Origin of the sequence: Streptomyces griseorubiginosus (assembly GCF_001514195.1) — a bacterium.
Taxonomy (GTDB): Bacteria; Actinomycetota; Actinomycetes; order Streptomycetales; family Streptomycetaceae; genus Streptomyces; species Streptomyces griseorubiginosus.
Genome location: NZ_KQ948735.1, coordinates 485,413 through 510,552 on the forward strand (window position 1 = coordinate 485,413; position 25,140 = coordinate 510,552).

16 protein-coding genes are annotated in these 25,140 nt (G+C 71.0%); 12 read left to right on the top strand and 4 right to left on the bottom strand.

From position 1 onward, the window contains the following. Both AQJ54_RS08710 and AQJ54_RS08715 read right to left on the bottom strand, forming a co-directional pair. Positions 1-931 (bottom strand): S1 family peptidase (locus tag AQJ54_RS08710; RefSeq protein ID WP_159055512.1); only part of this gene is annotated, 931 nt, incomplete at its 3' end. Between the two features lie 78 nt (positions 932-1,009). Next, a complete protein-coding gene (locus tag AQJ54_RS08715; protein WP_211278514.1) occupies positions 1,010-1,537 on the bottom strand; it encodes a hypothetical protein in 528 nt (175 codons plus the stop codon). 560 nt (positions 1,538-2,097) lie between these two features. Between AQJ54_RS08715 and AQJ54_RS08720 the strand changes: the two genes are divergently transcribed. The 10 genes from AQJ54_RS08720 (at position 2,098) to AQJ54_RS08760 (ending at position 18,100) form a co-directional block, all read left to right on the top strand. Beyond that, the gene (locus AQJ54_RS08720) at positions 2,098-5,469 is read left to right on the top strand and encodes an ALF repeat-containing protein (RefSeq protein WP_211278515.1); all 3,372 of its coding nucleotides are present in this window, start codon (positions 2,098-2,100) and stop codon (positions 5,467-5,469) included. A 140-nt stretch (positions 5,470-5,609) separates the two neighbouring features. Further along, positions 5,610-7,553 (top strand): DNA/RNA non-specific endonuclease, encoded by a 1,944-nt coding sequence (locus AQJ54_RS08725; RefSeq protein ID WP_079069788.1) that lies wholly within the window; start codon positions 5,610-5,612, stop codon positions 7,551-7,553. Between the two features lie 31 nt (positions 7,554-7,584). Further along, the gene (locus tag AQJ54_RS08730; RefSeq protein ID WP_062235676.1) at positions 7,585-8,631 is read left to right on the top strand and encodes a hypothetical protein; all 1,047 of its coding nucleotides are present in this window, start codon (positions 7,585-7,587) and stop codon (positions 8,629-8,631) included. Positions 8,632-8,992: 361 nt separating this feature from the next. Then, positions 8,993-9,148, top strand: coding sequence for a hypothetical protein (locus tag AQJ54_RS45600; RefSeq protein ID WP_159055513.1), 156 nt, complete (start codon positions 8,993-8,995; stop codon positions 9,146-9,148). Between the two features lie 106 nt (positions 9,149-9,254). Further along, positions 9,255-9,695 (top strand): Lrp/AsnC family transcriptional regulator, encoded by a 441-nt coding sequence (locus tag AQJ54_RS08735; RefSeq protein ID WP_062235679.1) that lies wholly within the window; start codon positions 9,255-9,257, stop codon positions 9,693-9,695. A gap of 67 nt (positions 9,696-9,762) precedes the next feature. Then, positions 9,763-12,831 (top strand): aminotransferase, encoded by a 3,069-nt coding sequence (locus AQJ54_RS08740; RefSeq protein WP_062235682.1) that lies wholly within the window; start codon positions 9,763-9,765, stop codon positions 12,829-12,831. A gap of 166 nt (positions 12,832-12,997) precedes the next feature. Next, positions 12,998-15,109, top strand: a complete 2,112-nt coding sequence (locus AQJ54_RS08745; RefSeq protein WP_079069789.1) for a xanthine dehydrogenase family protein molybdopterin-binding subunit — start codon at positions 12,998-13,000, stop codon at positions 15,107-15,109. A gap of 217 nt (positions 15,110-15,326) precedes the next feature. Then, on the top strand, positions 15,327-15,782 hold the full coding sequence (locus tag AQJ54_RS08750; protein WP_030323655.1) for a (2Fe-2S)-binding protein: 456 nt from the start codon (positions 15,327-15,329) through the stop codon (positions 15,780-15,782). Positions 15,783-15,902: 120 nt separating this feature from the next. Then, entirely contained in the window at positions 15,903-17,588 is a 1,686-nt protein-coding gene (locus tag AQJ54_RS08755; RefSeq protein WP_062235688.1) for a sigma-70 family RNA polymerase sigma factor, read from the top strand. Between the two features lie 83 nt (positions 17,589-17,671). Then, positions 17,672-18,100 (top strand): amphi-Trp domain-containing protein, encoded by a 429-nt coding sequence (locus AQJ54_RS08760; RefSeq protein WP_062235691.1) that lies wholly within the window; start codon positions 17,672-17,674, stop codon positions 18,098-18,100. An 18-nt stretch (positions 18,101-18,118) separates the two neighbouring features. Here AQJ54_RS08760 and AQJ54_RS08765 read toward each other — a convergent pair whose 3' ends face one another. Together AQJ54_RS08765 and AQJ54_RS08770 are read right to left on the bottom strand one after the other, a co-directional pair. Beyond that, positions 18,119-18,955 (bottom strand): class II glutamine amidotransferase, encoded by an 837-nt coding sequence (locus AQJ54_RS08765; protein WP_062235694.1) that lies wholly within the window; start codon positions 18,953-18,955, stop codon positions 18,119-18,121. A 178-nt stretch (positions 18,956-19,133) separates the two neighbouring features. After that, positions 19,134-21,326: a glycoside hydrolase family 36 protein gene (locus AQJ54_RS08770; protein ID WP_248845344.1), complete on the bottom strand. Its 2,193-nt coding sequence runs from the start codon at positions 21,324-21,326 to the stop codon at positions 19,134-19,136. 491 nt (positions 21,327-21,817) lie between these two features. On the opposite strand from AQJ54_RS08770, the gene AQJ54_RS08775 reads away from it, so the two are divergent. Continuing rightward, on the top strand, positions 21,818-23,296 hold the full coding sequence (locus AQJ54_RS08775; RefSeq protein ID WP_062235697.1) for a ricin-type beta-trefoil lectin domain protein: 1,479 nt from the start codon (positions 21,818-21,820) through the stop codon (positions 23,294-23,296). A gap of 218 nt (positions 23,297-23,514) precedes the next feature. After that, complete coding sequence (locus AQJ54_RS08780) at positions 23,515-25,086, top strand: hypothetical protein (protein WP_159055514.1); 1,572 nt, start codon at positions 23,515-23,517, stop codon at positions 25,084-25,086. Positions 25,087-25,140 lie beyond the last annotated feature (54 nt).

A 25,140-nucleotide genomic window follows, 5' to 3' on the forward strand; every position in this document is an offset into this window, starting at 1 on the left:
GACGGCCCATGTCGGTACCGGTGAGGAAACGGCTCCAGCCGGCGGACATGACGGTGCCGGCACCGAAGCTGTTCCCGAGGTTGCGATGGACGACGACGGAACCGTCGATGCGCTGCAGGACCAGGTCGTCCTTTCCGTCCCCGTCGATGTCCGCCGGTGTGACCTTCTCCCGGCTGAAGACGTCCTTGACCCAACTGCTGAGGTCGTCGACTCGGGTGTCGACGGCGCCGGTACGGGTTTCGGCGGCGTCGATGCCGAGGCATCCGCCTTGCCAGGAGCGGGAGTTGACGGCGACGAGTTCGGTGGTGCCGTTGACGGTGCGCAGGGCGGGGCCGCCGGCGTCCCCCTTGCAGACGGTCGCCGTGGCGGAGCCGTCGAGGTCCACGGTGGTGGCCGCGGTGGCGGCGACGGTGAACGTGCCGGTGTGCAGCTTGTCGGGCACCCACTCGGTCCTGGTGCGTCCGAATCCCGCCTGCACCAGCTGCTCGCCCGCGACTGCGGGCGTCGTCGCCAGCCGCACGGGCTTGACGGTGGGGTCGGTGATCCGGGAGGCCAGCCTGACCAGGACCAGGTCCCGGTCGGCGTGCGGGACCAGCCAGAGGGCCTGCCGGACACTCCCACCGGTCTGGGTCAGGTCGGTGCGGCCGACCGTGACGGTGGTGGGGACGGCGGGCTTGCCCGCCGAGAGCTCACCGTCCGCGGCGAAGCAGGTGGCCGCGGTCAGGACCCACTGCGGGTCGACGAGAGTGCCGGTGCAGGCCGACTGCTCACCGACGTTGACCTTCGCGACATAGGTCAGCTCTGCCGGGGCCTCGACCCCGCTCAGCGCGGAGGCCGAGCCGGTCGCGGACGGAACGGCGCCCAGGACGACGGGGGTTGCGAGCAGGGCAGCGGTCAGCGCGGAGAGACGGTGACGTCTGGAGAGGTGCATGAGCGGGCTTCCTGGACGAGGGCCGCGCGTCCCGTGGTCAGCGGGCGCACTGCGGTGGGCATGACAATGTGACCGCGTTTACTTGGAGGACCTGATCTCGACGAGCATGTGATCGCGGCTGTCCGGGTCCGCGGCCTCGCCCACCGGTGTCCAGGAGTTCTTGAGGATGTCGTACGACTTCTCCTCGGCGCCCACCGTCATGTCGACCGCGGTCGTGTAGTCGTTGCCCTTGATCGCGTAGACCGCGGGGATCTCCAGGGTCAGCCAGCCGGAGTTGCCGACCACCTTGAAGCAGATCTTGTCGGCCTTGTCGCGGGCCATGATCTCCAGAAGGCCGGCACCACTCGCGCACTCGGCCAGGGTGATGTGGCCGTCGCCGCGCTTGAGGACGATGTTCTTCTCGGCCAGGATCTTGTCCGCCAGCGGGTAGTTGAAGTCCTCCACCGCGTAACCGGGGGTCTCCCCTGCGACCAGCGCGGCGGGGTTCGCCTCCTGCGAGGCTGCGCCGGGGATGCTCGTGGCCGCTGCGATCCAGGCCAGGGCGCCGACCGCGGCCGCGCCCAGTGCGCGCAGCGCGATCCGCCTGCGCCGTGGCTGAGCGGACATTCTGCTGTAAGGCTTCATTGCATCCCCCAAGTTCGTTACTGAGGACCGGATATTCGTCACCGGTCTCGCGTTTTCGGGTGCAAGGGAACGCCTTATCGGCATTGTTCTGCCGCGCGCGTTCCAACTCCCCCGGGAAGTGGCTTCCTTACGCCTCAAAGCGAGCAGCCCTCGCCCTGGCGATCACCAGCCTCTTCATCATGCAAACACGAAGCCACTCCTGGGTCGAGTGCGGAGAACGGTGCATACCGCAGCAAACCACATGCCTCACTCATGACCTCCGTCACACTCCATGAAGGTTGCACCCCCACTTGTGAAGCTCCTGTAAAGAAGCTTCTGATGATCCATCAAGATGGCAGCTCAAAAACGGAGTTAAAGAACCTGGTTGCTTAATTGGCCCACTCCGCAAGGACAGTTGATATGGTCCCGAGCGACAAGTGCTCCCGACCGCACGCCACTTCACGTCCGCGGTCGGCATTCCACTTTTTCGGGGCATTCGGAACCGCCCTGCCGGTGCGATCCGGCACGTCCAGCCAGCCGCTCACACAAAGGACTACTCTCCAATGCAGACAAGCTTCTGGAGCCGTCGCCGCGTGCTCGGCGCGCTCGCCGCCTCCGCCGTCGTGGCCTCCACACCCTTAACGCTCCTGCCCGCGACCGCCGCAGCCGCGGACGGTACGGGACCCGAACCGGTGCCGCTGCCGGACACCGAGCGCGCCAAGGTCGTCAGGGCGTGGCTGACCGGTGGCAAGGGCGTCAAGGCCGCTGCCGCGGCAGCCCTTTACGGGTCCGACGCCGACATCCAGACCTTCCTCGCCGAGACGCTGCCCAGGCAGACCGTGGAGGACAACCGCGTCGCGATCGTCCGCAGCCTGGACCGTGCGGGCAAGGGCCTGCGAAGAGAGGCCGTGGCCGCTCTCGAGAGCGGCGACGCCGCGATCGCCGCCTTCCTGAAGGACGGCTTCAAACCGGCCATCCTCGAAGATCTCCGGGTCGCCACCAGCACCGTCTCGACCACCGGCGACAAGGCCGTGGTCCGCAGCGCCAACACCGCTCTCGACGCCGCCACCGCACCGGCTCTCACCGCCTTCCTCACGGACAAGCAGTACGACGCGCGTCTGGAGGACACCCGGGTCCAGGTCAGCGCCATGCTGGTGAACGGCGGCCCGGAGGTGCAGAAGTACGCGAGCCGTGCGCTCGAGGGGTCCGCGAGCGACGTGGAGTGGTTCATGGAGACCGGGCAGCACATCGCCCGCGCCCGGGACCAGGAGTCGGCGACCATCGAGGAGCTGGTGGCCCTTGTCGAGCGCGAGGGCAAGCGGGCTCAGAAGGAGACCAACCTGGCCGTGGAGGCCTCGGCACGCGCCGAGACCGCCGCCGGGAAGGCCAAGGAGGCCGCCCAGAAGGCCGCCGCCGAGGCGTCCGCGGCCCAGAACGACGTGCAGAAGTCGGCGGCCGCGGCCCGCAAGGCCGCGAACGCGGCAAAGGGCGCGGCGGACGCCGCACGCAACGCCATCAACGCCTCCAACGCGGCGGTGAACGCGTCCCGCCGTGCCTCCTGGGCGGCCACCGGTGCCGCTCAGGCCGCCTCGAAGGCGGGCAGCGCCGCCTCCCGTGCCTACAGGGCCGCGATAGCCGCCTCCAAGGACGCGAGCAAGACGCAGGAGGCCAAGGACGCCGCGGTCGCCGCCAAGAACGCGGCGGCCAAGGCCCGTAGTGCCGCCGCGGCCGCCGACAAGGCCGCCGTCGCCGGCGATGCGGCCGCGTCCGCCGGCACGGCCGCCGCCTCCGCGGCACGCAACTCGGCCGCTGCCGCCACGGCCGCCGCCCAGGCCGCCGCCTCCGCCGGTGTCGCCCAGGCGGAGGCCGCCGAGGCCAAGCGCCAGGCCGCCATCGCCACCAGTGCGGCCAACCGTGCCACCAACGCCGCCTCCGCCGCCCAGGCACTGGCCGGCACTGCCGCCGCCGCGGCCCGCACCGCCCGCGACGCAGCCAATTCCGCCGCCGCCCACGCCGACAAGGCGGCAGCCGCCGCCGAGGAGGCCGTGAAGTACGCGGGCCAGGCCATCGACTACGCCAACAAGTCGACCGCGCACGCCGACGAGGCCGTGAAGGCCGCCAACGTCGCCACCAAGGCCGTCACCGACGCCATCGAGGTGGAGAAGAACGCTCGCGCCGCCGAGGCCCAGACGCTGGAGCAGGACAAGCAGAAGGCGATCGAGGAGGCGCGGCTGCTCGCCTCCGTGGAGGCGACCGATCTGTCCGACGTCCGCGACAAGCGCCTTCTCGCGGAACGCACCGCCCAGGACATCAAGGACCTCATCACCAGGGCTGAACAGGCCCTGTACTCCGGCGACATGGAGCTCGCCGCGACCCTGGGGCGCAAGGCCGCGATCGGCCTGATCGAGTCCCGGGGCGCCTTCACCCGGCAGGCCGCCCAGCACGCCCTGGCCGGCTCCGACGACGACATCTTCGCCTGGATCGACCTCGACCGGGCCCTCGCCCAGGGCCAGGACGACCGTGAGACCACCCTCCATGTGGCGACGATCGCCGCGCCGAAGATCGCCGAGGCCGCCCAGCTCGCCCTGGAGAGTTCCAGCTCCACGGCCATCGGTGACTTCCTCACCAGCGGCATGAAGAAGGCCTCCGACGAGGAACTGCGCGTCGCGATCGGCAGGATCATCAAGGACGGCGCGGGCAGGGCCGTCACCGCCGCCGCCAACAAGGCACTCGACGAGAACACCACCGAATCCCTCAACTACTTCTTCGACCACGCCTACCCGCTGGCCCAGCAGGAGGACGACAAGGTCCTCGCCAGTCAGCTCATCGCCACCGGTGGCGCCTTCACCAAGGCCTACGCCGAGGTCGCCCTGGAGGGCCCGGCGTGGATGCTGCGCAACTTCATCCTCGTGGTCCAGTTCCGGACGGCCCAGCTCGACCACGACACCGCCACCCATGTCGCCGCGATCCGCGGTGCGATAGCCGCCGCCGCGAAGATCGCCCAGCAGGCTCAGGAGAACGCCGCACGGGCGACCCAGGCCGCCTATCTGGCCCGTAACAACGCCGCCAAGGCTCAGGAGTGGGCGGACAAGGCGATAGCCTCCTCCAAGGCGGCCGACAGCTACGCCGACGAGGCGCGCCGCAACGCGGACGCCGCCGACAAGTCGGCCGCGGACGCCCAGGCTTCGGCCAACACGGCGAAGGCGGCCGCCGCGACCGCGCGCGGCGCGGCCCGCTCGGCCAACTACTCGGCCAACAAGGCGATCGACTCCGCGCGCGCCGCCCTCAAGTCCTCCGCCGCCGCGCAGAGTTCGGCCAACGCCGCCCGCGCCTCCGCGCTCGCCGCGCAGGCCGACGCGAAGAAGGCCGCCACCGCGTACTCCGAAGCCAAGCAGATCGCGGCCGCGAAGCACCGGGCCGAAGTGGCAGCCGCGGCCAAGGCAGCCGCGGAGAAGGCCAAGGCGGACCGCGAGGCGAAACGCGATCCCGCCGCCAACGACCGGAACAACCAGGTCAATCCCAACGGCACCCAGGACCCCGCCGACTCCGACGAGTGGTGGAACGACGCCCAGTTCTACGCGGACGCCGCCAACGTGGTCAGCGTCGGCGCCGGCCTCCTGGCCGCAGGCTGCACTCTCGCCGGATTCGTCTTCCCGCCGGCCTTCGCCGCAGCCGGCTTCTTCGCCGCCGTCTCCACCGGCGCGAGCGCCATCAGCACGGTCTTCACCGGCATCGAACACGGCTTCACGAGCAGCGACTTCTGGTGGTCCGCCGCAGGCACCGGCCTGAGCCTGGTCACTTACGGCCAGTCCAAGTGGCTGGGTGCGCTGAAGCCCGCCAGCACTGCCGTGAAGCCCGTCGTGGGCAAAATCGCCGGCGTGGTCGAGGACGGGGTCTCGTCCATCACCAAGGACCTGTTCGATCTGGTCGCCTGACCACTGAACCCCTCTCGCACGGCTCCGACGCGGTAGAGCGCGGGCCGCCCACCGCTGCCCCCGGGGGGCACCTCATGTCCGGTGCCCCCCTTCTCCGCTGCCTCCAGGACCACGAACCAAGGAAGAGAGACCTGACAGACATGCACGAGAGACGCCCGCGAGGCGCATCCCGAATACGGGCGCGGTCGACGGTACTCGCCGTCCTCGCCGCGGTGACGCTCGGACTCACCACGGCGGGTCCGGCCACGGCACAGCAGGCCGCGGACGGGAAGGCGCGGCCCGCGGCGACGGTGGACCGGACGAACCGGACCGGAACTCCGGCCCCCCTTACCGCCACCAGCGCCTTCCCCGGGCGGTCGGGCGAACGCTGTGAGGCCACGAGGACAGGGACGAAGGAGCGCCGGGCGGGCGCCGTCGAGGCGTGTGTGAGCACCAGCCCCGTCCCGGCCGCGCGAACCAAGGCACGGCAGCAGAGCCTCGCCGCCACCTCGGCCGCCACCGCGACCTGCTCCCTCACCAGCCCCGGCAACTACTCCTACGAGCGGTTCAGTTACTGCGTGACCGGGGTGAACGTCCTCTACGTACTGCGCGACAGCAAGGGCGCGGAGCTCGGGCGTGGCACCCTGGAGGTCTCCACCAGTGCCTCCCTGCCGGCGGCGGGTACGGCGTGGAGCGAGCACGTCACCGTGACGATGACCTCTGCGAGCGGCGAAGTCACCGCCCTCGACGCCAAGTTCCGTGCCTCCTGCGGAACCGGTTGCAGGGCGACGACGACCGCACCCTGGTACGAGAGTGGTCTGGTCCTGGGGAAGACCCTCGCCGGTGACGTCAAGTACTCCTCGGCTCCCGCGGTGGGCTCCGTCGCGGAGTTCCTCACCTCGTACAAGCTGTACGTGACCTCCCCCGGCGCCACGCCCGTCGACCCGAGCGCCTCCTGGGACAACCCGCGCAAGATCCGCTGCGACAACGCGGTCGGGGGCACCTCGTCGGCCGGCTGTGTCATCCCTTCGATCATGCCCGTCGTAGCGATGAGCGCGAAGGCCTCCGACGCCGGCGGCGCCGTGGCCGCCTACGCGTGGGCGCAGAAGAACCTCAACGGCGCCTGGGGGAAGAAGGGCAGCCCCCTGACCCGGTCGACGAGCGGGGTGGCGGACCGTACCGCACGTACATGCGGCGGCTTCTCGCCCGAGCCGGAGCTCGTCGACAACGACTCCTGCGGTGACTTCCCCTTCGGCGAGGCGAAGGAAGGCGGTGCCGCCGGCAGCGCCTGCGTCAAGGTGATACCCAACCTCGGCAACGGCGAATGGGACACGTACGTCCTGAACGACGCCCGGGCCGTGGACCCCGCCTCACCCTGTGTCCAGGCCCATGTCACGCCCGACGAGAAGCAGTTCGCCGCCGCGCAGCTCGCCGACGGATTCAGGAACCAACGGGTCATCGACGCCGACCAGTTCGAGCTGACGTTCTCGCTGCCGGACACCGGCCCGCACGCCCGCTGCCTGGACACCACACCGGACGGCTCGCTTCCCAACGGCGCCGGATGGATCCTGAACACCACCGAACCGGTTCCCCACGTCAACAAGACGACCGACCCGCTGGGCCGGCCCGGAGCCAGGCCGGGCAGGGCTCAGGCGTGCCTGGACAAGACAGCCCCCAAGGGCACACCCGCACAGGGAGACATCCCGGGCTGGCAGGATGCGGAGAACTTCAGGAAGGCCAACTCGCTCACCAACGGGCTGGCCCGGTGCCACCTGATTCCGAACGTCGCCGGCGGCCGGGGCATCCAGGTCAATCTCGTCCCCTGCTGGCAGTTGGGCATGAACACGGGCACGCCCAGCATGCGAACCTACGAAACCATGGCGCAGGATCTCATCCAGAGCGACGACGACTCCGAGTTCGGACCGGACGACGCGATCTTCTACCAGGTGACGCCCGTCTACAACGACGACACCAGTACGATCCCGGTGGGAGTCACGATGAACGCCAATGTCGAACGGGCCAACGGGACGATCGAGCAGTTGTTTTCCAACGTCTATGTCACCAACACCCTGAAGAACACCGGGTTGTACAACCTCGGCAACTGATCACCGTCAGTTCGTGCCATCGGGAGCCAGCATGAGTTTCACCACCCCGCCGCGGCCGCTCGACGTGACCGCGCTCTTCCCTCAACTGGCCCCGCTGGCCCGCACGGCGACCCGGCTGCATCCACGCCCCGGGTCGCCCACGCCGTACGAAAGCTCCGTCGGCGGACCGCTCCTGTGGCCCGCCGACGAGCCGTGGCCGCACTGCGACGAGCCACACGACAGCGAAGCGTCGGACAAGATGCACTCCCCGGACGAGATCCGGCTTCTGCGTCGTATCCGTACGGCAGCAGCCGAGCGCCGACGCCGCGACCCCGAGGCTCCCGCGTTCACGCCCGAGGAACGGGAGATCCAGCAGCGGCTCCGGAAGGGCCACCCGTGGGTCGACGGTCCGATTCCGATGATTCCTGTTGCCCAGCTCTACGCCCGTGACGTGCCCCTCCCGGGCAGCCCGCCCGGCGCCGATCTGCTCCAGGTCCTGTGGTGCCCCTGCGACCACGAGGAGTTCGCACACCCCCGAACCGCCCTCCGCTGGCGTTCGTCCGCCTCCGTCACCGACGTCCTCGACGCCCCGCCCGAGCCGCCGGTCATCCAGTTCGACTGGTACCTCCCGATGCCGTGCCTCCTGGCACCCGAGCAGGTCACCGAGTACCCCAGCCCCATGGAACTGAGCAAGGAACTGCAAGAGGAGTTGGGGGACGAGAGCCGGTGGGAGGCAGCCGGACACGCGTGGGACGCCACCGGTGCGGAAAGCCCGCAGGAGTTCTACTTCCGCAACCTGTCCCACGCCCCCGGGTGGAAGACCGGCGGCTGGACCCGCTGGGGCCTCACCGACCCCATGCCGCGTCCGTGCGCGGCATGCGGCACCGAGACGATCCCGCTCCTCACCGTCGCGAGCGGGGAATGGGACCCCGGCAGCCAGACCTGGATGCCCGAGGAGGAACGGACGAACCCGACCCTGCTTCCCCTCCGCACCCAGCCCGGGAACGTCACTCTGCTCAACATCGCCGACGCCTACGACCTGCAACTCCACGTCTGCCCGGTGTCCGCCGACCATCCGCACATCGAACTCGTGCAGTGAGCGGCCCGGTGGCCCTGCTTAAGGACGGCAGGGCTCGGCGAGTTCGTCCTCGGTGTGCGCCTCGCCCCGACTGGCCCTGAATCAAAGCCTCTGGACGTGGCGGTGCGTGATCAGACGGACGGCGGGTCCGAGGAAGGCTTCGTGTAGGTCGTCGCGTCGTCCCCCCGCGGGTGCGCAGGCGGCGGAAGCCGTGCAGCCGTGAGCCCCCGCGAACCGCGCGTCAAGGGTGGCCGCCGCGAGCCGGGTCAGGAGTGACGCGCAGAACCTGAGGCCGGCCGACTCGGCACATGGCGATCGGCGGGGCGGCCGTCTCACCCGCGTGGTCGAGGACCGGTCGCGCGCTGAGCGTGAAGGCCGTGGCGTGCCCGAAAGCAGAGCCGTGTTCATGACGCAGGGGTCGTCCAGGAGCGAGTTCCGGCCGGTCGCCCCGGACCGTCGCGCCGTCCGGCTGCGGGGGCGCTGCGCGGATGCGGGCGCGCTGCTCGTCCCGCGCGTTCACGGCAAGCCGCACTCGTGATGCGATCGATTCCCTCGTCGTCGCACTTGAATCGAGCGCATAAATCGGTCATGGTGCTTGAAACGCGCGTGACTCCTGCCGTTCGTGCAGGAGCAGGAGGTGCTGCATGGACGACATCGACCGGGCCATCCTGCGGGAGCTACAGGTCGACGGCCGGATCCCCTACGCCGATCTGGGGCCGAAGGTGGGCTTGTCGCCCTCGGCCGCGCGGCTGCGGTTGCAGCGGCTGATCGACGCCAAGGCGGTCCAGGTCGTCGGAGTGACCGACCCGATGACCATGGGCCGGCAGACGATGGCACTCCTCGGCCTGCGCATCGACGGCGACCCCCGGGCGGTCGCCGATGAACTGTCCCGGCACGACGAAGTCGTCTACACGGTCCTGACGTCCGGCGGCTTCGACCTGTTCGCGGAGGTGGTGTGCCCTCAGCCCCGCGACCTCCTGGACTTCATCAACGACGTCGTGCGGCCCGTCGAGGGTGTCGCGTCCGTGGAGAACTTCCCCTACTTCGGGATTCACACCCACCGCTTCCTGTGGCACGTCGACTGAGGCAGCCGGGAGTCCGAGCCCTGTCCGCTCATTCGCCCATTCGCTCACCCCAGCCGAGGAACCCTGCATGCCCCACGACGAGTACCGCACCATCGACTTCTTCACCGAGGACGCCCTCCCCGTACCCCGCGTGGCGCCGGCCGAGGCCGAGCTCATCGCCGCCGAGCACCTCGGCATCACCGCTCGCGCGCAGTCGCTGGGCAGCCAGCAGGACGCCAACTTCCTGCTGCACACCGGTGACGGGACGCCCGCGGCCGTTCTGAAGATCGCCAACCCCGCCTTCGGCACAGTGGAGATCGAAGCGCAGGACGCCGCAGCCGACCTGATCGCCTCGGCCTGTCCGGAACTGCGCATCGCCACGGTCCTGCGCCACCCCGACGGCTCCCCGCGGCGCACGACGGTGGACACCGGGAACGGTCCGGCCGTCGCGCGCCTGCTGCGCTACCTGCCCGGCGGCACGCTCTCGGGACCACGGCACCTGTCACCCGGCACCGTGGCCGCCATGGGCACGATCGCGGGGAAGGTGAGCACCGCCCTGCGCGACTTCCGGCACCCGGGCCTGGACCGCGTGCTCCAGTGGGACCCGCGGCACGCCGACCGCGTCGTCGCCAAGCTCGCCGGGCACATCGACGAACCCGACCGGCGCACGGCCGTCGGGACCGCGACGGCCGAGGCCTGGGCGCATGTCCACGAGCTCGCCGCCGCGCTGCCGTCGCAGGCCGTGCACCTGGACCTCACCGACGACAATCTGGTCCGCTGTCCCGGCAGCCGTCCGCCGATGCCGGACGGGATCATCGACTTCGGTGACGTGACCACGAGTTGGGCCGTCGGCGAACTCGCCGTGTCCCTGTCCTCGATGCTCCACCACGACGGGATCGAGCCTCACCACGTGCTGCCGGCCGTCCGGGCCTTCCACGCCGTACGCCCGCTCTCTGCCGAGGAAGCCGAGGCGGTGTGGCCGCTGGTGGTGCTGCGCGGCGCCGTCCTGGTGGCCAGCGGGCAGCACCAGGCCGCCGTCGACGAGGACAACGTCTACGCCACGGCCGCGCTCGACCACGAGTGGCGCATCTTCGAACAGGCCACCTCGCTGCCGCTGCCGGTGATGGTCCGCCTCATCAAGGACGCGACCGGCACGACCGCACTGCCCGCTCGGACCGCACCGGCCGACACGCCGGTACGCCCACTCCTGCGGGACGCTGATACGCCGGAGCGCCCCCTCCTGCGGGACGCTGATACGCCGGAGCGCCCCCTCCTGCGGGTCCCCGATGCGCCGGAGCGCCCCCTCCTGCGGGACCTCGCCGCCGACGACATCACCCTCCTCGACCTGTCCACCGACGCCGACTCCATGGACCACGGCGCCTGGACGGACGCCGGCACCGAGGCCCGGCTGGTGGCCTCCGCGCTGGCAAACGGAGCGGCCGCCGTCGCCACCCGGTACGCCCGTGCGCGGCTCACCAGGACACCGGCGCTGTCGGCGGTGTCCCCCGCCACGGTGCCCACCGGAACCGACCTCTGGCTCGGCCGGGATGTCGTGGTGCAGGCGCCCGCCGCCGGGAAAGTCCTCGCCGCGGCGCCCGGCCACGTGGAACTCGCCTACGGCGCGCAGGTGTTGTCGCTGTCCTTCCCCCGCACGGTCCGGCCCGTGGTCACCGCCGGTGCGACGGTGCGGGCGGGCGAGGACATCACCCACCTCGCCTCCGGTGCCGCGATCCATGTCGCGCTGCGCGACGCCGACGGCCCCGCCGCCCCGCGCCTGGTGCGTCCCGAGTACGCCGCCGGCTGGCTCGCGCTCACCGCCGACCCCGCCCCGCTCCTCGGCCTGCCGGCCGAACCCGACCGTACGCCCGAGAAGGACCTGCTCGACCGGCGTGCCGCCGCGTTCGCCACCGTGCAGGGGCACTACTACGCCGACCCCCCGCGTATCGAACGGGGTTGGCGCCACCATCTGCTGTCCACCGACGGCCGGTCGTACCTCGACATCGTCAACAACGTCACGCCGCTGGGCCACGCCCACCCCCGCGTCGAGCAGGCGGTCTCCCGGCAGTTGCGGCGGCTCAACACCAACTCCCGCTTCCACTACGCCTCCGTGGTGGAGTTCACCGAGCGCCTCGCCGCCCTCCTCCCCGACCCCCTGGACACGGTGTTCCTCGTCAACTCCGGTTCGGAAGCGGTGGATCTGGGCCTTCGCCTGGCCATCGGGGCCTCCGGCCTGCACGACGTCGTCGCGCTGCGTGAGGCCTACCACGGCTGGACGTACGCCTCCGACGCGGTCTCCACCTCGCTCCAGGACAACCCGAACGCCCTGGCCACCCGGCCGAGTTGGGTGCACACCGTGGACTCGCCCAACTCCTACCGGGGCCGCCACCGCGGGCCGGACGCCGTGCGCTACGCACCCGAGGCCGTCGCGGTGATCGACGAACTGGCCGCCGCCGGACGCCCGGCGGGAGCGTTCATCGGGGAGACCTTCTACGGCAACGCCGGCGGAGTCCCCCTGCCCGACGGCTATCTCGCCCAGGTGTACGCGGCGGTACGGCGTCACGGCGGCCTGGCCGTCGCCGACGAGGTCCAGGTCGGATACGGCCGCCTGGGACACTGGTTCTGGGGCTTCGAGCAGCAGCGGGTCGTGCCCGACATCGTCTGTGTCGCCAAGGCCATGGGCAACGGGCACCCCCTCGGCGCCGTCATCACGTCCAAGGCGGTCGCGGACCGGTACCGCGACCAGGGCTACTTCTTCTCCTCCACCGGCGGCAGCCCCGTCTCCAGCGTCGTGGGCCTCACCGTCCTGGACACCCTGCGCGACGAGGACCTCCAGGGCAACGCGGCACGGGTCGGCGGCCATCTGAAAACCCGGCTAGAGGCACTCGCCGACCGCCACGGCATCATCGGCGCCGTCCACGGCTCGGGCCTCTACCTCGGCCTCGAACTCGTCCGAAACCGCGCCGACTTGGAACCTGCCACGGAGGAGACCGCCGAACTCTGCGACCGCATGCTCGACCTCGGCGTGATCGTCCAGCCGACCGGAGACCACCTCAACATCCTCAAGATCAAGCCACCGCTGTGCATCGACACCGCCGCCGCCGACTTCTTCGCCGACATGCTCGACCTGGCCCTCACCCAACTCGGCCACTCCTGCTGATTGCCGACACCGAACCTCGCTGTCCTGAAACGGCGCACAGGCGGATCGGTTCCGCGGGCAACCCCGAAGAGCGCTGCTCCCTCCTACCAGTCGACCTACCAGTCGAACGGCCGGGATTCTCGGAGAGGAGCGTTCATTGGCCCGCCAGTGGTCTCGCAGGAAGTTCGTGGTCTACTCGCTCGCCGCGTCCACACTGACCGTCGCCGCGCCGCTCGGCTGTGACGCGGCGCCGGCGGAAGGCGCCGAGCCCACCGCACCCGCACCGCGCCGCTCCTCCGACGTCCTGGTGACCGGCGCCGACGAGGAGATGCTGGTCCTCGAAGTCACCGAGGCCAACAAGGTCGTCGTACGACTGCCGCGCGTAGAGGTCGGCCAGGGCGTCACCACCGCGGTCGCCATGATGATCGCCGAGGAGCTGGACGCCCGGATCGCCGACGTCGAGATCCCGCTCGCCGGCGCCCGTACCCGGGGCAACCAGTTCACGGGCGGTTCCAGCTCGGTGAGTTCGCTGTACGGTCCGGCCCGTGAGCTGGCCGCCCTGGCGCGTGCCAAGCTGGTGACCGCGGCGGCCAAGCAGTGGCGTCTGCCCGCGCGGTTCCTGTACACGAGGAACACGCGGGTGTTCGCACCGGACGGGCGGTCGGCCACCTTCGGTTCGCTGACCGCGAGCGCCGCCCGGATCACCCGGCCGACCGTGTCGAGCAGACCCAAGCCCGCGTCCCGGCACCGGGTGATCGGGCGACCGACCACCCGGATCGACGCCCGAGACATCGTCACCGGCAAGGCCGAGTACGCCGGGGACCTGGCGGTGGCCGGAGCGAAGCCGACCGTGGTGGCCCGGCCGCCCACGCTCGGCGGGAAGCTCGTCTCGGTCGACTCCCGGGCAGCACGCGCCATGCCCGGTGTCCACGCCGTCGTCAAGGCCGCCGGCGGGGTCGCCGTCGTGGCGGACTCCTTCCACCACGCCTTCCAGGCGCGGGACGCCCTGCGGATCACCTGGGCTCCGGGTCCGCTCGCGTCGCTCTCCGATGCCGAGATCCGCTCGCGGCTGCGGGCCGCCGTCCCACGGCTCGGCACCCCGCCGCGCGGATCCACGCAGACGGAGGGCGAGTTCGAGTTCGCGTTCGTCAGCCACGCCCCCATGGAGGTGCTGACGGCGGTCGCGGACGTCCGCGCGGACCGTGCCGAGATCTGGTTCTCCTCGCAGACGCCGATGGACGCGCGGGACAGCATCGCCTCGGCGGTCGGGCTGCCCGCTGCGAAGGTGAAGGTCCACGTCATACGAGGCGGCGGCTCCTTCGGCCGCCGGCTCAACCACGACGCCGCGATCGAGGCGGCCCTGATCTCGAAGGCGGCACGCCGACCAGTCAAGCTGATGTGGAGCCGCGCCGACGACATCCGGCACGGCCGGATGCGCCCGGCCAGCCACCACCGGATCCGGGCCAGCCACGCGGGGGGCAGGGTCGTGGCGTTCAGCCATGTGACGGCCTCCGTGAGCGAGTCGTACGAGGGGAAGGGCCTCTTTTCCGCCCAGGGGGGCGTCGGCGACGCGGTGGCACCTGCCCTCGCGACCGCGGCCGGCCCGCTGCCCAGCGACGACGGCCTGTACAACTTCGGCCGGGTGTCCGGCGATTCGGGATCGGTCGACCTGGCCATCCCCCTCGGCGCCTGGCGGTCGGTGGACTCGGGGACGATGCGGACCGCGGAGGAGATCGTCGTCGACGAGGTCGCCCGGAGCCTGGGGAAGGACCCGGTCGCCTTCCGGCGCATCACTCTCAGGAACAAGTCCGTCAAAGCCGTGCTCGACAAGGTCGCGGCCGCCGGTGACTGGGGCCGGACCCTGCCGGCGGGCCAAGCGCAGGGTGTCGCCGTCCACGAGGAGTATGGCTCCTGCGTGGCCTGTCTGGTCGAGATCGACGCCGGCGACCCGAAGAACCCCCGGGTGACCAGAGTGGTGATGGCCGCCGACGTCGGTACGGCCGTCAACCCGCGCGGGCTGGAGGCCCAGCTCATGGGCACCGCGATCGATGGCATCTCCACCGTCCTGACGGCCGGTCTGCACATCGACCGGGGCGCCGTCCGCGAGAGCAGTTACGCCGACTTCCGCTACGCCCGCCAGCGGCACGCCCCGCTGCGCTTCGAGGCGCACATCATGCCCTCCCGGCGGGAACCGGGCGGGGCGGGTGAACTCGGTGTCCCGGCCGCGGCCGGCGCCGTCGCCAACGCCTATGCCCGGGCGACCGGGACCAGGCCCCGCCGCTTCCCGCTCACCTTCTGACCCGACCTCCGAGAACCCGACCTCCGAGAACGCGATCTCCGAGAACGCGATCTCCGAGAACGCGATCTCCGAGAACGCGATCTCTGAGAACGCGATCTCCGAGAACGCGATCTCCGAGAACGCGATCTCCGAGAACGCGATCTCTGAGAACCCGACCTCCGAGAACCCGACTCCCAGAACCCGGTCTCCGGGAACCCGACCTCCGAAAAGGGTGCTGATGCCGTCGTATTCCTTCCTCCTCAACGGGAAGCCGGTCACCGTCGAAGCCCCGTCCGACATGCCCCTGTTGTGGGTCCTGAGGGATCTGCTGAACGTCACGGGACCCAAGTACGGCTGTGGCGTGGGCGTCTGCCGTGCCTGTACGAGCCACCTCGACGGCGAGGAGATCCAGCCCTGTGTCGTGCGGGTCGCGGACTGCGCGGACCGGCAGGTCACCACGATCGAGGGCCTGGCCGACGGTGACCGGCTGCACCCCGTGCAGCAGGCGTGGCTCGACTGCGACGTCGCGCAGTGCGGCTTCTGCCAGCCCGGCCAGATCATGGCCGCGGTGGCTCTGCTGAAGAAGACGTCCCACCCGACGGACGCCGACATCGACGGCATCGAGAACGTCTGCCGCTGCGGCACCTACTCCCGGATCCGCGAAGCGATCAAGAAGGCCGCGGCGCAGGGCTGACGGTCGGCCGGGCGGTCGTGGCGCGGCCGGAGGCGAGCGAACCTGGCTCGGTGAGGACGGCGGCCTCCTGGCACACTGTCGCCTCGACATGTCGGCAGGGCGAGGGGACGGGTGGGCGGAGTGGGCTCGCGGGACACTCGGGAACGGCCGGACGTCGCCGTCGTCGCGGCGGCCCGGGACGGGGACCGGCAGGCCGCGGAACAACTCGTGGGGGACTGCCTGCCGTTGGTCTACAACATCGTCGGACGGGCACTGCACGGGCACGGCGACGTCGACGACGTGGTCCAGGAGACGATGGTGCGGGTCCTGGACGGCCTGCCCGGACTCGAACGACCGGACCGGTTCCGGTCGTGGCTCGTGGCCATCACCGTGCGGCAGATCCGTGACCGGTGGCGCGCCGGGCGCACCTGGCTCACGTCGGACCCCTTGGAGGACCCGGGCGCGGGGGAGGCGCAGCCCGACTTCGCCGACCTGGCCATTCTTCGGCTCGCCCTCTCGGGCCAGCGGCGCGAGGCGGTCGAGGCGACCCGCTGGCTGGAGGACGAGGAGCGCGAGGTGCTCGCGCTGTGGTGGATGGAGAGCGCCGGCGAACTGACCCGCGGCGAGCTCTCGGCGGCCTGCGGCCTCACGCCGAGCCACGCCGCGGTCCGGGTCCAACGCGTCAAGGAACGACTGGAGACGGCGCGCGCCGTCGTACGGGCCGTGACGGCCTCGCCGCGCTGCCCGGACCTGGCTCCTGTGCTCGGCTCCTGGGACGGACGGCCCTCCGGGCTGTGGCGCAAGCGGCTGGCGCGCCATGTCCGGGACTGTCCGCGGTGCCTGCGCAGCGCGTCCGACCTGATACCGGCGGAGGGGCTGCTGGCAGGCCTCGCGCTGGTGCCCGTGCCCATCGGTCTGGCCGGCCTGGTACTGGCCCGGACGGCGGTGGCGGGGTCGGCCGGGGCGGGGGCCGGGGCGGGCATCCGTACGGCCGCCCGTGGAGGCCGTACGACTGCCCGTGGGGGCCGTACGACTGCCCGTGGGGGCCGTACGACTGCCCGTGGGGGCCGTACGACTGCCCGTGGGGGCCGTACGGCTGCCCGTGCGAGCCGTACGGCGCGGACCACCGGCCGGCTCGCCGCCAAGCCCGTGACGGCGGCCGCCGCGACCGCCGTCACGCTCGCGGTCGCCGGAGCGGCCTGGTACGCCGCCACCGGATCGCACGAACCGGGCCCGCGGCACGCTGCCGCGGCCGCGCTGTCGCCCGGCACCTCGTCCGAGCAGCCGTCCGCGCGCACCCCCGCCCCACGGACCGCGACCCCGACCCCGACTCCGCCCCGGACGCATGCGCCTGCGCCGAAGGCGGCCTCCGTGACGGCCGCCGAGCCGCGCTTCACGGGGCGGCACGCCCTGCGGTCGGTCGACCGGCCCGGGGACTACGCGAGCCAGTCCGACCGGCTGGGCATCCTGGGACCGGTCGGCGCCACCAGCTCCGAGGCCGCTCGGCAGGCGGCGACCTTCACGTTCGTGCCCGGTCTGGCCGACCCCCACTGCTACTCGCTCAAGGACGCCGCCGGCAGGTATGTGCGCCACTACGCCTTCCGCATCCGGCTGGACACCGACGACGCCTCCGCTCTCTTCCGCAAGGACGCCACGTTCTGCCCCCGTGCCGGTTCCACGCCCGGGTCGGTCTCCCTGGAGTCGTACAACTACCCGGGCCGCTATCTGCGCCACCGCGACGACCTCCAGCTGTGGCTCGACCCCGCGCAGGACACGGCCGCGTACCGGGCCAGCCGCTCCTTCGTCCTCGCGGCGCCCTGGTCCTGACACCGGGACCGTGAGGAGGTCCGATCCCGCCCGGTGCAGCAGAATTGGCGGTATGTCGTTTTTGTCTCTCATGGGAGGCGCTCGTGAAGGATCTCAAGTTCGAGCAGAAGAGTTCGCTGTCACGTATCGAGGCGGCTGACCGCCTGGCCGCGCTTGCCGCTGCGCTGCGAGACGGCGGGGAGGCCGAGCTGAAGCTCGGCTCCGGAACCACGCTGGGCCTGCGGATCCCCGACGACCTGCGCACCGAGCTGGAGATCGAGATCGGTGACGGCGAGGTCGAGCTGGAGATCGAGTTCAAGTGGTCGACCACATCGGGCCGGGCACCCCGGACCACGCCGTCGCAGCCGGGCGCCACCGCGGAGAAACCCGCGAGCGCCACCGCGGAGAAGCCCGCGAGCGCCACCGCGCAGAAGCCCGCAAGCGCCACCGCGGAGAAACCCGCGAGGAAGAAGAGCGTGCCCGCCAAGTCCGGTCGGAGCGGTACCGGCACCAGGAGGGCCAGGAGCGGCTGACGGGCAACCGCTGTCGCGTCACACCGGTTCCGGGACGAACGGGTGCAGTTCGTCCATGCCGTCCTGGATGACGCCGTACGTGCTCTCCGGTACCTCGTTCCAGGCGCCGGGCAGGTCGCCAAGGGGTTCGGACACGACGAGGCGGGTGTCGTCGGAGACCTCTTCCAGGAACGCGGCGTCCGGGTGCAGCTTGCGCAGGGTGTCCACGCGGGTGCTGTAGAACAACGACCGCGACCGGCCCAGGCTCGAGTAGCGGAAGGCCCACACGCGTTCGCCGTCGGTCACGCCGATCGTCATCTGGAGCGGGAACTCCACACCGTGCGCGCGGCCGACGCGCTCCACCGCGCCCACCATCCGGGCCACGGCCTCCGGCGGGTTGCGGTCGAGGCCGAAGGTGAGTGCCAGGTAGAACATCACCTCCGAGTCCGTCGTGCCCTCGATGTCCGCGTACAGCTCGGGGGAGACCAGCAGGGTCAGTTCGCGGCGCAGGAGGTGGAAGTCGGCGATGGCGCCGTTGTGCATCCACATCCAGCGGCCGTGCCGGAACGGGTGGCAGTTCGTCTGCTGCACCGCCGTGCCGGTCGTCGCCCTGATGTGGGCGAAGAACAGCGGTGAGCGGACGTGATCCGCGAGCTCCCTCAGGTTGCGGTTGTTCCACGCGGGGCCCACGTCGGTGAACAGGGCCGGGGTGCCGATGCTCTCCTGCGCGTACCAGCCGACGCCGAAGCCGTCACCGTTCGTCGTCTCGACGCCCAGTCTCGAGTGGAGGCTCTGGTCGATGAGCGAGTGCGCCGGTTTGTACAGGATGGTGTCGAGGAGCAGGGGCGTTCCCGAGTAAGCGAGCCATCGGCACATGAACGATCACCTGTGTTCCTGCCCGCGTCCGCGGCCGGAGGTCCTGGTTCTGGTCCGGTCCCATTTTCGCCTTCCCCCCGGCGCGGCGCCACGCGGAGGGTTCGGACCCAGGTTCACCTCGCCGGGCTCGACGCGGGCCTTCCCCGGTCGGGCGGCGCCGTGGGAACAGCTTGGGCCGTCACGGCCTGTTCAGTCGGAGGAGGGCGGCCGTGTCGGGGCGGGGGAGGTGGACGGTGAGGAGGGCTCGGGCCGGGTCCCATTGCGTGGTGCAGTCGGAGGTCGTCGGGTAGAGGACCACCGGAGCCGGGGCGCTGCCCCGCAGGTGGGGGAGGGGGATGGTGAGGTCGGTGGGGGCGGGTCCGCCGCCGGGCGGCTCCCTGCGCCATACGGTGAGCAGCGTGCCGGCGTCGGTGTGCAGGCCCTGGGCGATCCAGGAGTCCTCCCAGCCCGGCAGACCGAGGGGCCAGAAGGGGTGGGCGTCCTGGATCTCCCGCCGGATGTCCCGGTAGACGGAGATCGCCGAGCGGACGAGGGCGAACTGTTCGGCGCTCATGAGGTTGAGGAAGCCGGAGAGGTGGATACGGCCCAGCAGCGCGCCGGTGAGGGTGAAGGCGACCTCGTCCGGGCTGAAGTGCGGCTGCGGGTAGGCCCATACCGCCGCCTGTTCCGGTGTCACGGCGGTCGGTGCCGCCGCGGCGATCGGCGGGTAGCGCAGGAAGTCCTGCTGGTCGCTGGTGGACTGCACCTGGGCCAGGGCCAACTGTGCGTAGTCCATGCGCAGTCCGCCGGACCCGCAGTTCTCCACGACCAGACCGGGGTGCCGGTCCAGGATCGAGGCCAGCCAGTCGAGATGCGCGCGGTGGTGTCCCAGCAGGCCCGCCCCCGGGCTCTCGGGGCCGTTCTCCGTACCGGGGCCGATGTTGATGTTGTAGTCGAGTTTGAGGTAGCCGACTCCCCAGTCGTCGACCAGCCGGTCCACCACTTCGTCGAGGTGGGCCCGCGCGGCCGGGTGGCGCAGATCGAGGTGGTGCCGCCCGTGCTCGGTGACGCGCAGCCCCCCGCGCCGGAAGAACGCCTCGTCGGGCAGGGCACGGGCGAGCGGACTGCGGACGCCGACGACCTCCGGTTCGAGCCAGAGCCCCGGTGTCATCCCGTGACTGCTGATCGTGTCGAGGAGCTTCGGCAGACCGCCCGGGAAACGGTTCGGCGCGGGCTCCCACGCTCCCACGGCGTCCCACCAGCCCTGCGCGTCGTCGTCGTACCAGCCGGCGTCGATGACGAACACCTCCGCGCCGGCGGCGGCCGCGGACTCGATCAGGGGCAGCAGCCGCTCGGTGGTGGGGTCACCCATGAGGGTGTTCATGTAGTCGTTGTAGATCACCGGCAGCGCGCGCAGGTCGGGGTGGTCGCGGCGGATGCTCCGCCGGTAGTCCGTCAGGGCCCCGAAGGCGGCGTCCAGGCCACCGGTCTCCGCCCGGACGAGGACGGCCGGCACGGTGGTGAACTCCTGGCCGGGGGCGAGGGTGTGCTGCCACTGGTGGTGGGCGTCGTCCGGGCCGAACAGGGCGACGTACGCGGCGCCTTCGCGCTCACCGGTCTCGAAGCGCCAGCCGGCGCTGGACTCGATCTGCCACAGCCAGGCGCGGCCGTGCGGGTCGGTCAGCGCGGCGACGGGCAGGTGGCGGCCGGTGGACCAACTGCCCTGCGAGTACCGCTCGAAGCAGCCGCGGCCCTCGTGACCGTGGGCGGACCTGCTCAACGGGACGACCTGGTCGCGGAAGGGCGCCTGACGCCAACGGCATTCCGCGAGCCAGTCGTTGTCCGCCCAGTGCAGGGTGAGGCCGTCGAGGGCGCCTTCGGCGACACCGCCGAGGGTCAGAGTGCTGACGCTCTCCAGCCGGACCGGCGCGCTGCCCTCGTTGACCAGCCGCACCCGGGCCCGGAGAAAACCGGCGGGGGTGGGGCGGGTTCGCGTGGAGGTGGAGGGGCCTTGCGGGGGAGCGGAGGGGTCTTCTGAGTGGGCCAACTGCGTTACGCCCCCCGGCGCCTGACCAGCCCGCCCCGCACCACCGGCCGAACCCGCCCCCGCAAAGCCCGCCCCGCCCGAGCCCCCCGCCCCCGTCTCCAGCAGAACCTCAGCCACCAGCCCGGTCACCGCATCCGTCAGCCGGATCGTCGTGCGCTCCCCGCCGCCCGCCGACGCGACCGTCTCGTGGTCGCGGTAGACCAGCCGCTCGCCGATGGCCGTCTCGATGAAACGCTCGCCCGACCACAGGCGCCCGTGTCCGGTCGCCGTGATCTCCACCAGGGGGACGAGACAGGCCGTGTCCTGGCCGGGTCCGCCCAGTCTCACCGAGCCGGTGGTGTCCACGACGGCATGCAGTCCGAGTTCCGGGCACGCCCAGATACGGGATCGCTCGGCAACGGCAGCGGTCAACGTGATTCCCCTTCCGGGACGGTTCGGCTCCGCGAGGCTCGGCGTTCACGGTCGCAAGACCGACCCCAATGTGACCGCTCACAATCCTGGCATGCAAGTGACCGGTCACACAACACCCCGGCCCCTGAGATGAAGATCGTCGCCCGCTCCCGCGATGGGGGCATAAGTCTCGATCGCCCCCGATTCAACCCCCGACCACCGTCCCACCCCGCCCGGCCCCGCCAGAGCATGTCACGTGATTCATGACCGTCAAGGGTCTTGCCCCCGAAGGGGCCGTCATGCGAGTGTCCGGGCGATGGTTACGTAACCATGGCCGGTTTGCGCGGATCTGGGGCGTTCGTTCACGGACTCTCCGGCTCGTCAATGGCTCGGCTCAGGTGGCGAACCCGCACCCCGCACAAGCATTTCCCGTCACTGGAGACGACATGACCGAGACCCGGACGAGGTCGAGAAGACTGGCCAGTGTGCTCATGGCCGGCTTCGGCGCGACACTCATGTTGCTGACCGCCCCCGCCCTCACCCAGCCGGCCACCGCCGCCCCGGCCGCCCAGCCCGCCTCGGTCAAGCCCGCTCCGAAGGGCGGCACCAGCGACTTCCGCGGCGTCAACTGGGCGGACCCGCGGGACAACTACGCCAGTGACGCCGTGGTGCCCAGCGGCCTGAAGGTGACCGACAGCTACCGCACCGTGTACCGCACCACGGAGAAGATGGTGCGCGGCTTCCGGAAGAACCTGGGCGCCAACACACTGCGCCTGCCGATCAACCCGGCGAGCGTGGGCACCACTTGGTGGAAGTCGTACCGGGCGACGATCGACGCGGCCACGGCCCAGGGCGACAAGGTCATCGTCAGCTACTGGGAGGCCGACACCAGCAAGGACGGCCTGGTCGACGACCCGGCCACCTGGAACACCATGTGGGACACCGTGGTGCGGGCGTACCGGAACAACCCGCGGGTCTACTTCGAGCCCATGAACGAGCCGCACGGCTACACCCTGGACCAGTGGGTCTCCGTCACCAGCGGCTGGCTGGCCCGGCACAAGGACGTCCCGCGCGGCCGGGTCGTGATCAGCGGTACCGGCTACAACGACAACGTCACCGGTGTCGGCGCGGCCCGCGCCCTGAAGGGGACGCTGCTGTCGCTGCACTTCTACGGCTACTGGGCCAGCCACACCACGCAGGCGGACTGGACCGCCGACCTGGAGGCCCGGATCGGCGCGTACGCCGGGCGGACCGTCATCGACGAGGCCGGCTCACCGATGACCATCGGCCTCAACTACGGCGCCTGGAACGGCAACGTGTACACCTCCTACCTGGCGGCCGTGGCCAACACCGCCCGCAGCAAGGGCATGGGCCTGGTGTACTGGCCGGGACTGCGGTTCGGGGACGCCTACTCGATCGAGTCGCTGGACGCCGACGGCAACCTGGTGGACAACAGCGCCACCGGAGTCGCGCTGCTGCGCTGGGGCTACGGCTTCGGCAAGACGCCGCCCGTGAACGACCTGCCGCCCGCGCCGCCCGGTGAGGTCCTGCGCGGAGTCGGCTCCAACCGCTGCGTCGACGTGCCCGGCTTCAGCACCACCAACAACACCCAGCTCGACCTGTGGGACTGCAACGGCGGCGGCAACCAGACCTGGAACTGGGACGCGAACAAGCAACTCACCGTCTACGGCAACAAGTGCATGACGCTGGGCGGGACCGGAGCCTCGGCGGGCGACCCCGTGGTCATCTCCGACTGCACCGGCGCGGCGGCCCAGCAGTGGAACGTCAACGCGGACCTCTCGGTGACCAGCGTCGCCAACCCGGCGCTCTGCCTGGACGCGGCCGGAGCGGGCACCGGCAACGGCACCTCGGTCGACGTCTGGTACTGCAACGGCGGCAGCAACCAGCAGTGGACCAGGAGCTGACCCCGGCACCGTCCGTCGGCCTCGACGGCTGATCCCGCCCCCCACCCGTACGGGCCTCGCGAGCACCTTCGCGAGGCCCGTACGCGCGACTCCCCGCATGCTCCCGGCGTGCGATCCCTTTCTTTGTCACAGCTTGATCAGGCGTAGCTCCTCGCTTGGGCTCGCCATGGGGGTGGGCTGCCTACGCTTGGCCGACTTCGGGGCCAGGAGGGGTTTTGATGAGGGTGCGACGGAGATCGATCGCTGTCGCGGGGGTGGCCGCACTGCTGGCGTCGGCCGCCGCCGGCGGTGCCGCGCAGGCGGCTTCGAGCTCGCTGACGGTCACGACGCTGGGGCGGCACGGGGTCAAGGTCGCGACGACGGTCACGGTCGTGGCCGTGCCGTCGGGGCAGACGTACAGAATCGCCTCGGGCAAGCGGCTCAGCCTCGCGGCGGGGCGCTACATCGCGATGACCGACATATGGGAGCACGGCACGGAGGGGCTCGGCACCGACACCATCGGTGCGCAGGTCGTCCGGGTGTCGGGCAGCACGTCGGTGACGCTGGACGCCCGCAAGGGCAAGCCAGTCAAGATGTCGCTCGACACGCCTGCCGACGTCACGGGTCCACCGCGGATCAGTGCGCAGGTGTGTGCGGCTGTCAGCAACATGCCCGACGCCTTCAGTGCGGGTGGCTGGAACTACCAGGGGGCCCTCTATGCCATCCCGAACTCCTCCAAGCTGCTGCAGTTCGGGTACATGGCGCAGTGGACGGGCAAGGACAGCTATGTCGCGGTGAAGAACGCCACTGGTATCCCGACCGCTCCCAGCGCGACGTACAAGCGGTCGGGGCTGGCGACGGTCCACTTCTCGGTGCGCAGTGGAACGGAGATGGGAGAGCAGGTCCACACCGCGCTCCAGGCCGAGCCGAAGGTCGACGACTGCACCACCGACCTGATGGCCGACGTGCGTGACGAAAACGGCCCCTACACGGCCACCGTCCATGTGACGCCGGGGACCTGGCAGCCACGCGACGACATCAGCGGGAGCGACGGCACGGGCGTCAGCGGGGGATTTCCGAAGGTCAGGACGCTGAAGGCGACGCAGAACTTCACGCAGTACTTCGGCCGGGCAGTGTGGAGTCCGATGCACTACCTGCCGATGGTCGCTCAGCACGAGGTCGCCTTCATTCCGGGGGCCATGATCGGAGACCCCGACGTCGGTGCCGACGATGCCGACACGACGAAGGAGACAGTGGTTCTCACCAAGGGGAGCACCACTGTCAAGAAGCAGACCCTGACCCAGTGGGGTACGGGTGACGCGGAGTTCGTCGCCGGTATCCATTCGGCGGGCTGGTACCAGCTGACCGTCGACGCCCACCGCTACCACCCCGGCATCACCTTCCCCGCCGGCATGCTCTCCTCGCGCGTCACCCTCGACTGGCACTTCAAGGCGGATCCGGCCAAGTCGATGGTCGCGCCGGTCTTCCTGACCCGCTTCCTGCCCACCGGGCTGAACAGCCGCAACCAGGCCGCGCCGAGCAGCACCACGACCGTCGACGTGAGCGCCGGGCGCGGCTCCCAGGGCCCCGACCTGCGGTTCACCACGGTGACCGCCAAGGCCGTCAAGGTCTGGTCGTCCGCCGACGGAGGCAAGACCTGGAAGGCGGCCACCGTCAGGCACTCCGGCTCCACCTGGCAGGCCACCGTCCACAACCCGGCCTCCGGCGCGGTCGCCCTGCGCTCCGAGGTGACCGACGCGGCGGGCGACCGCTCGGTGGAGACGGTGTACCGGGCGTACGCCATCGGTTGAGACAGTCGTACGGGCCGGGGGTGAGGCGATCACCCCCGGCCCGCTCGGCGTCAG

Bases quoted from the DNA above. Each gene is read 5' to 3' on its own strand.
- AQJ54_RS08780 (WP_159055514.1), top strand. From the start codon at position 23,515: ATGAGGGTGCGACGGAGATCGATCGCTGTCGCGGGGGTGGCCGCACTG.
- AQJ54_RS08765 (WP_062235694.1), bottom strand. From the start codon at position 18,955: ATGTGCCGATGGCTCGCTTACTCGGGAACGCCCCTGCTCCTCGACACC.
- AQJ54_RS08740 (WP_062235682.1), top strand. From the start codon at position 9,763: ATGCCCCACGACGAGTACCGCACCATCGACTTCTTCACCGAGGACGCC.
- AQJ54_RS08775 (WP_062235697.1), top strand. From the start codon at position 21,818: ATGACCGAGACCCGGACGAGGTCGAGAAGACTGGCCAGTGTGCTCATG.
- AQJ54_RS08715 (WP_211278514.1), bottom strand. From the start codon at position 1,537: ATGTCCGCTCAGCCACGGCGCAGGCGGATCGCGCTGCGCGCACTGGGC.
- AQJ54_RS08735 (WP_062235679.1), top strand. From the start codon at position 9,255: ATGGACGACATCGACCGGGCCATCCTGCGGGAGCTACAGGTCGACGGC.
- AQJ54_RS08725 (WP_079069788.1), top strand. From the start codon at position 5,610: ATGCACGAGAGACGCCCGCGAGGCGCATCCCGAATACGGGCGCGGTCG.
- AQJ54_RS08730 (WP_062235676.1), top strand. From the start codon at position 7,585: ATGAGTTTCACCACCCCGCCGCGGCCGCTCGACGTGACCGCGCTCTTC.
- AQJ54_RS08750 (WP_030323655.1), top strand. From the start codon at position 15,327: ATGCCGTCGTATTCCTTCCTCCTCAACGGGAAGCCGGTCACCGTCGAA.
- AQJ54_RS08720 (WP_211278515.1), top strand. From the start codon at position 2,098: ATGCAGACAAGCTTCTGGAGCCGTCGCCGCGTGCTCGGCGCGCTCGCC.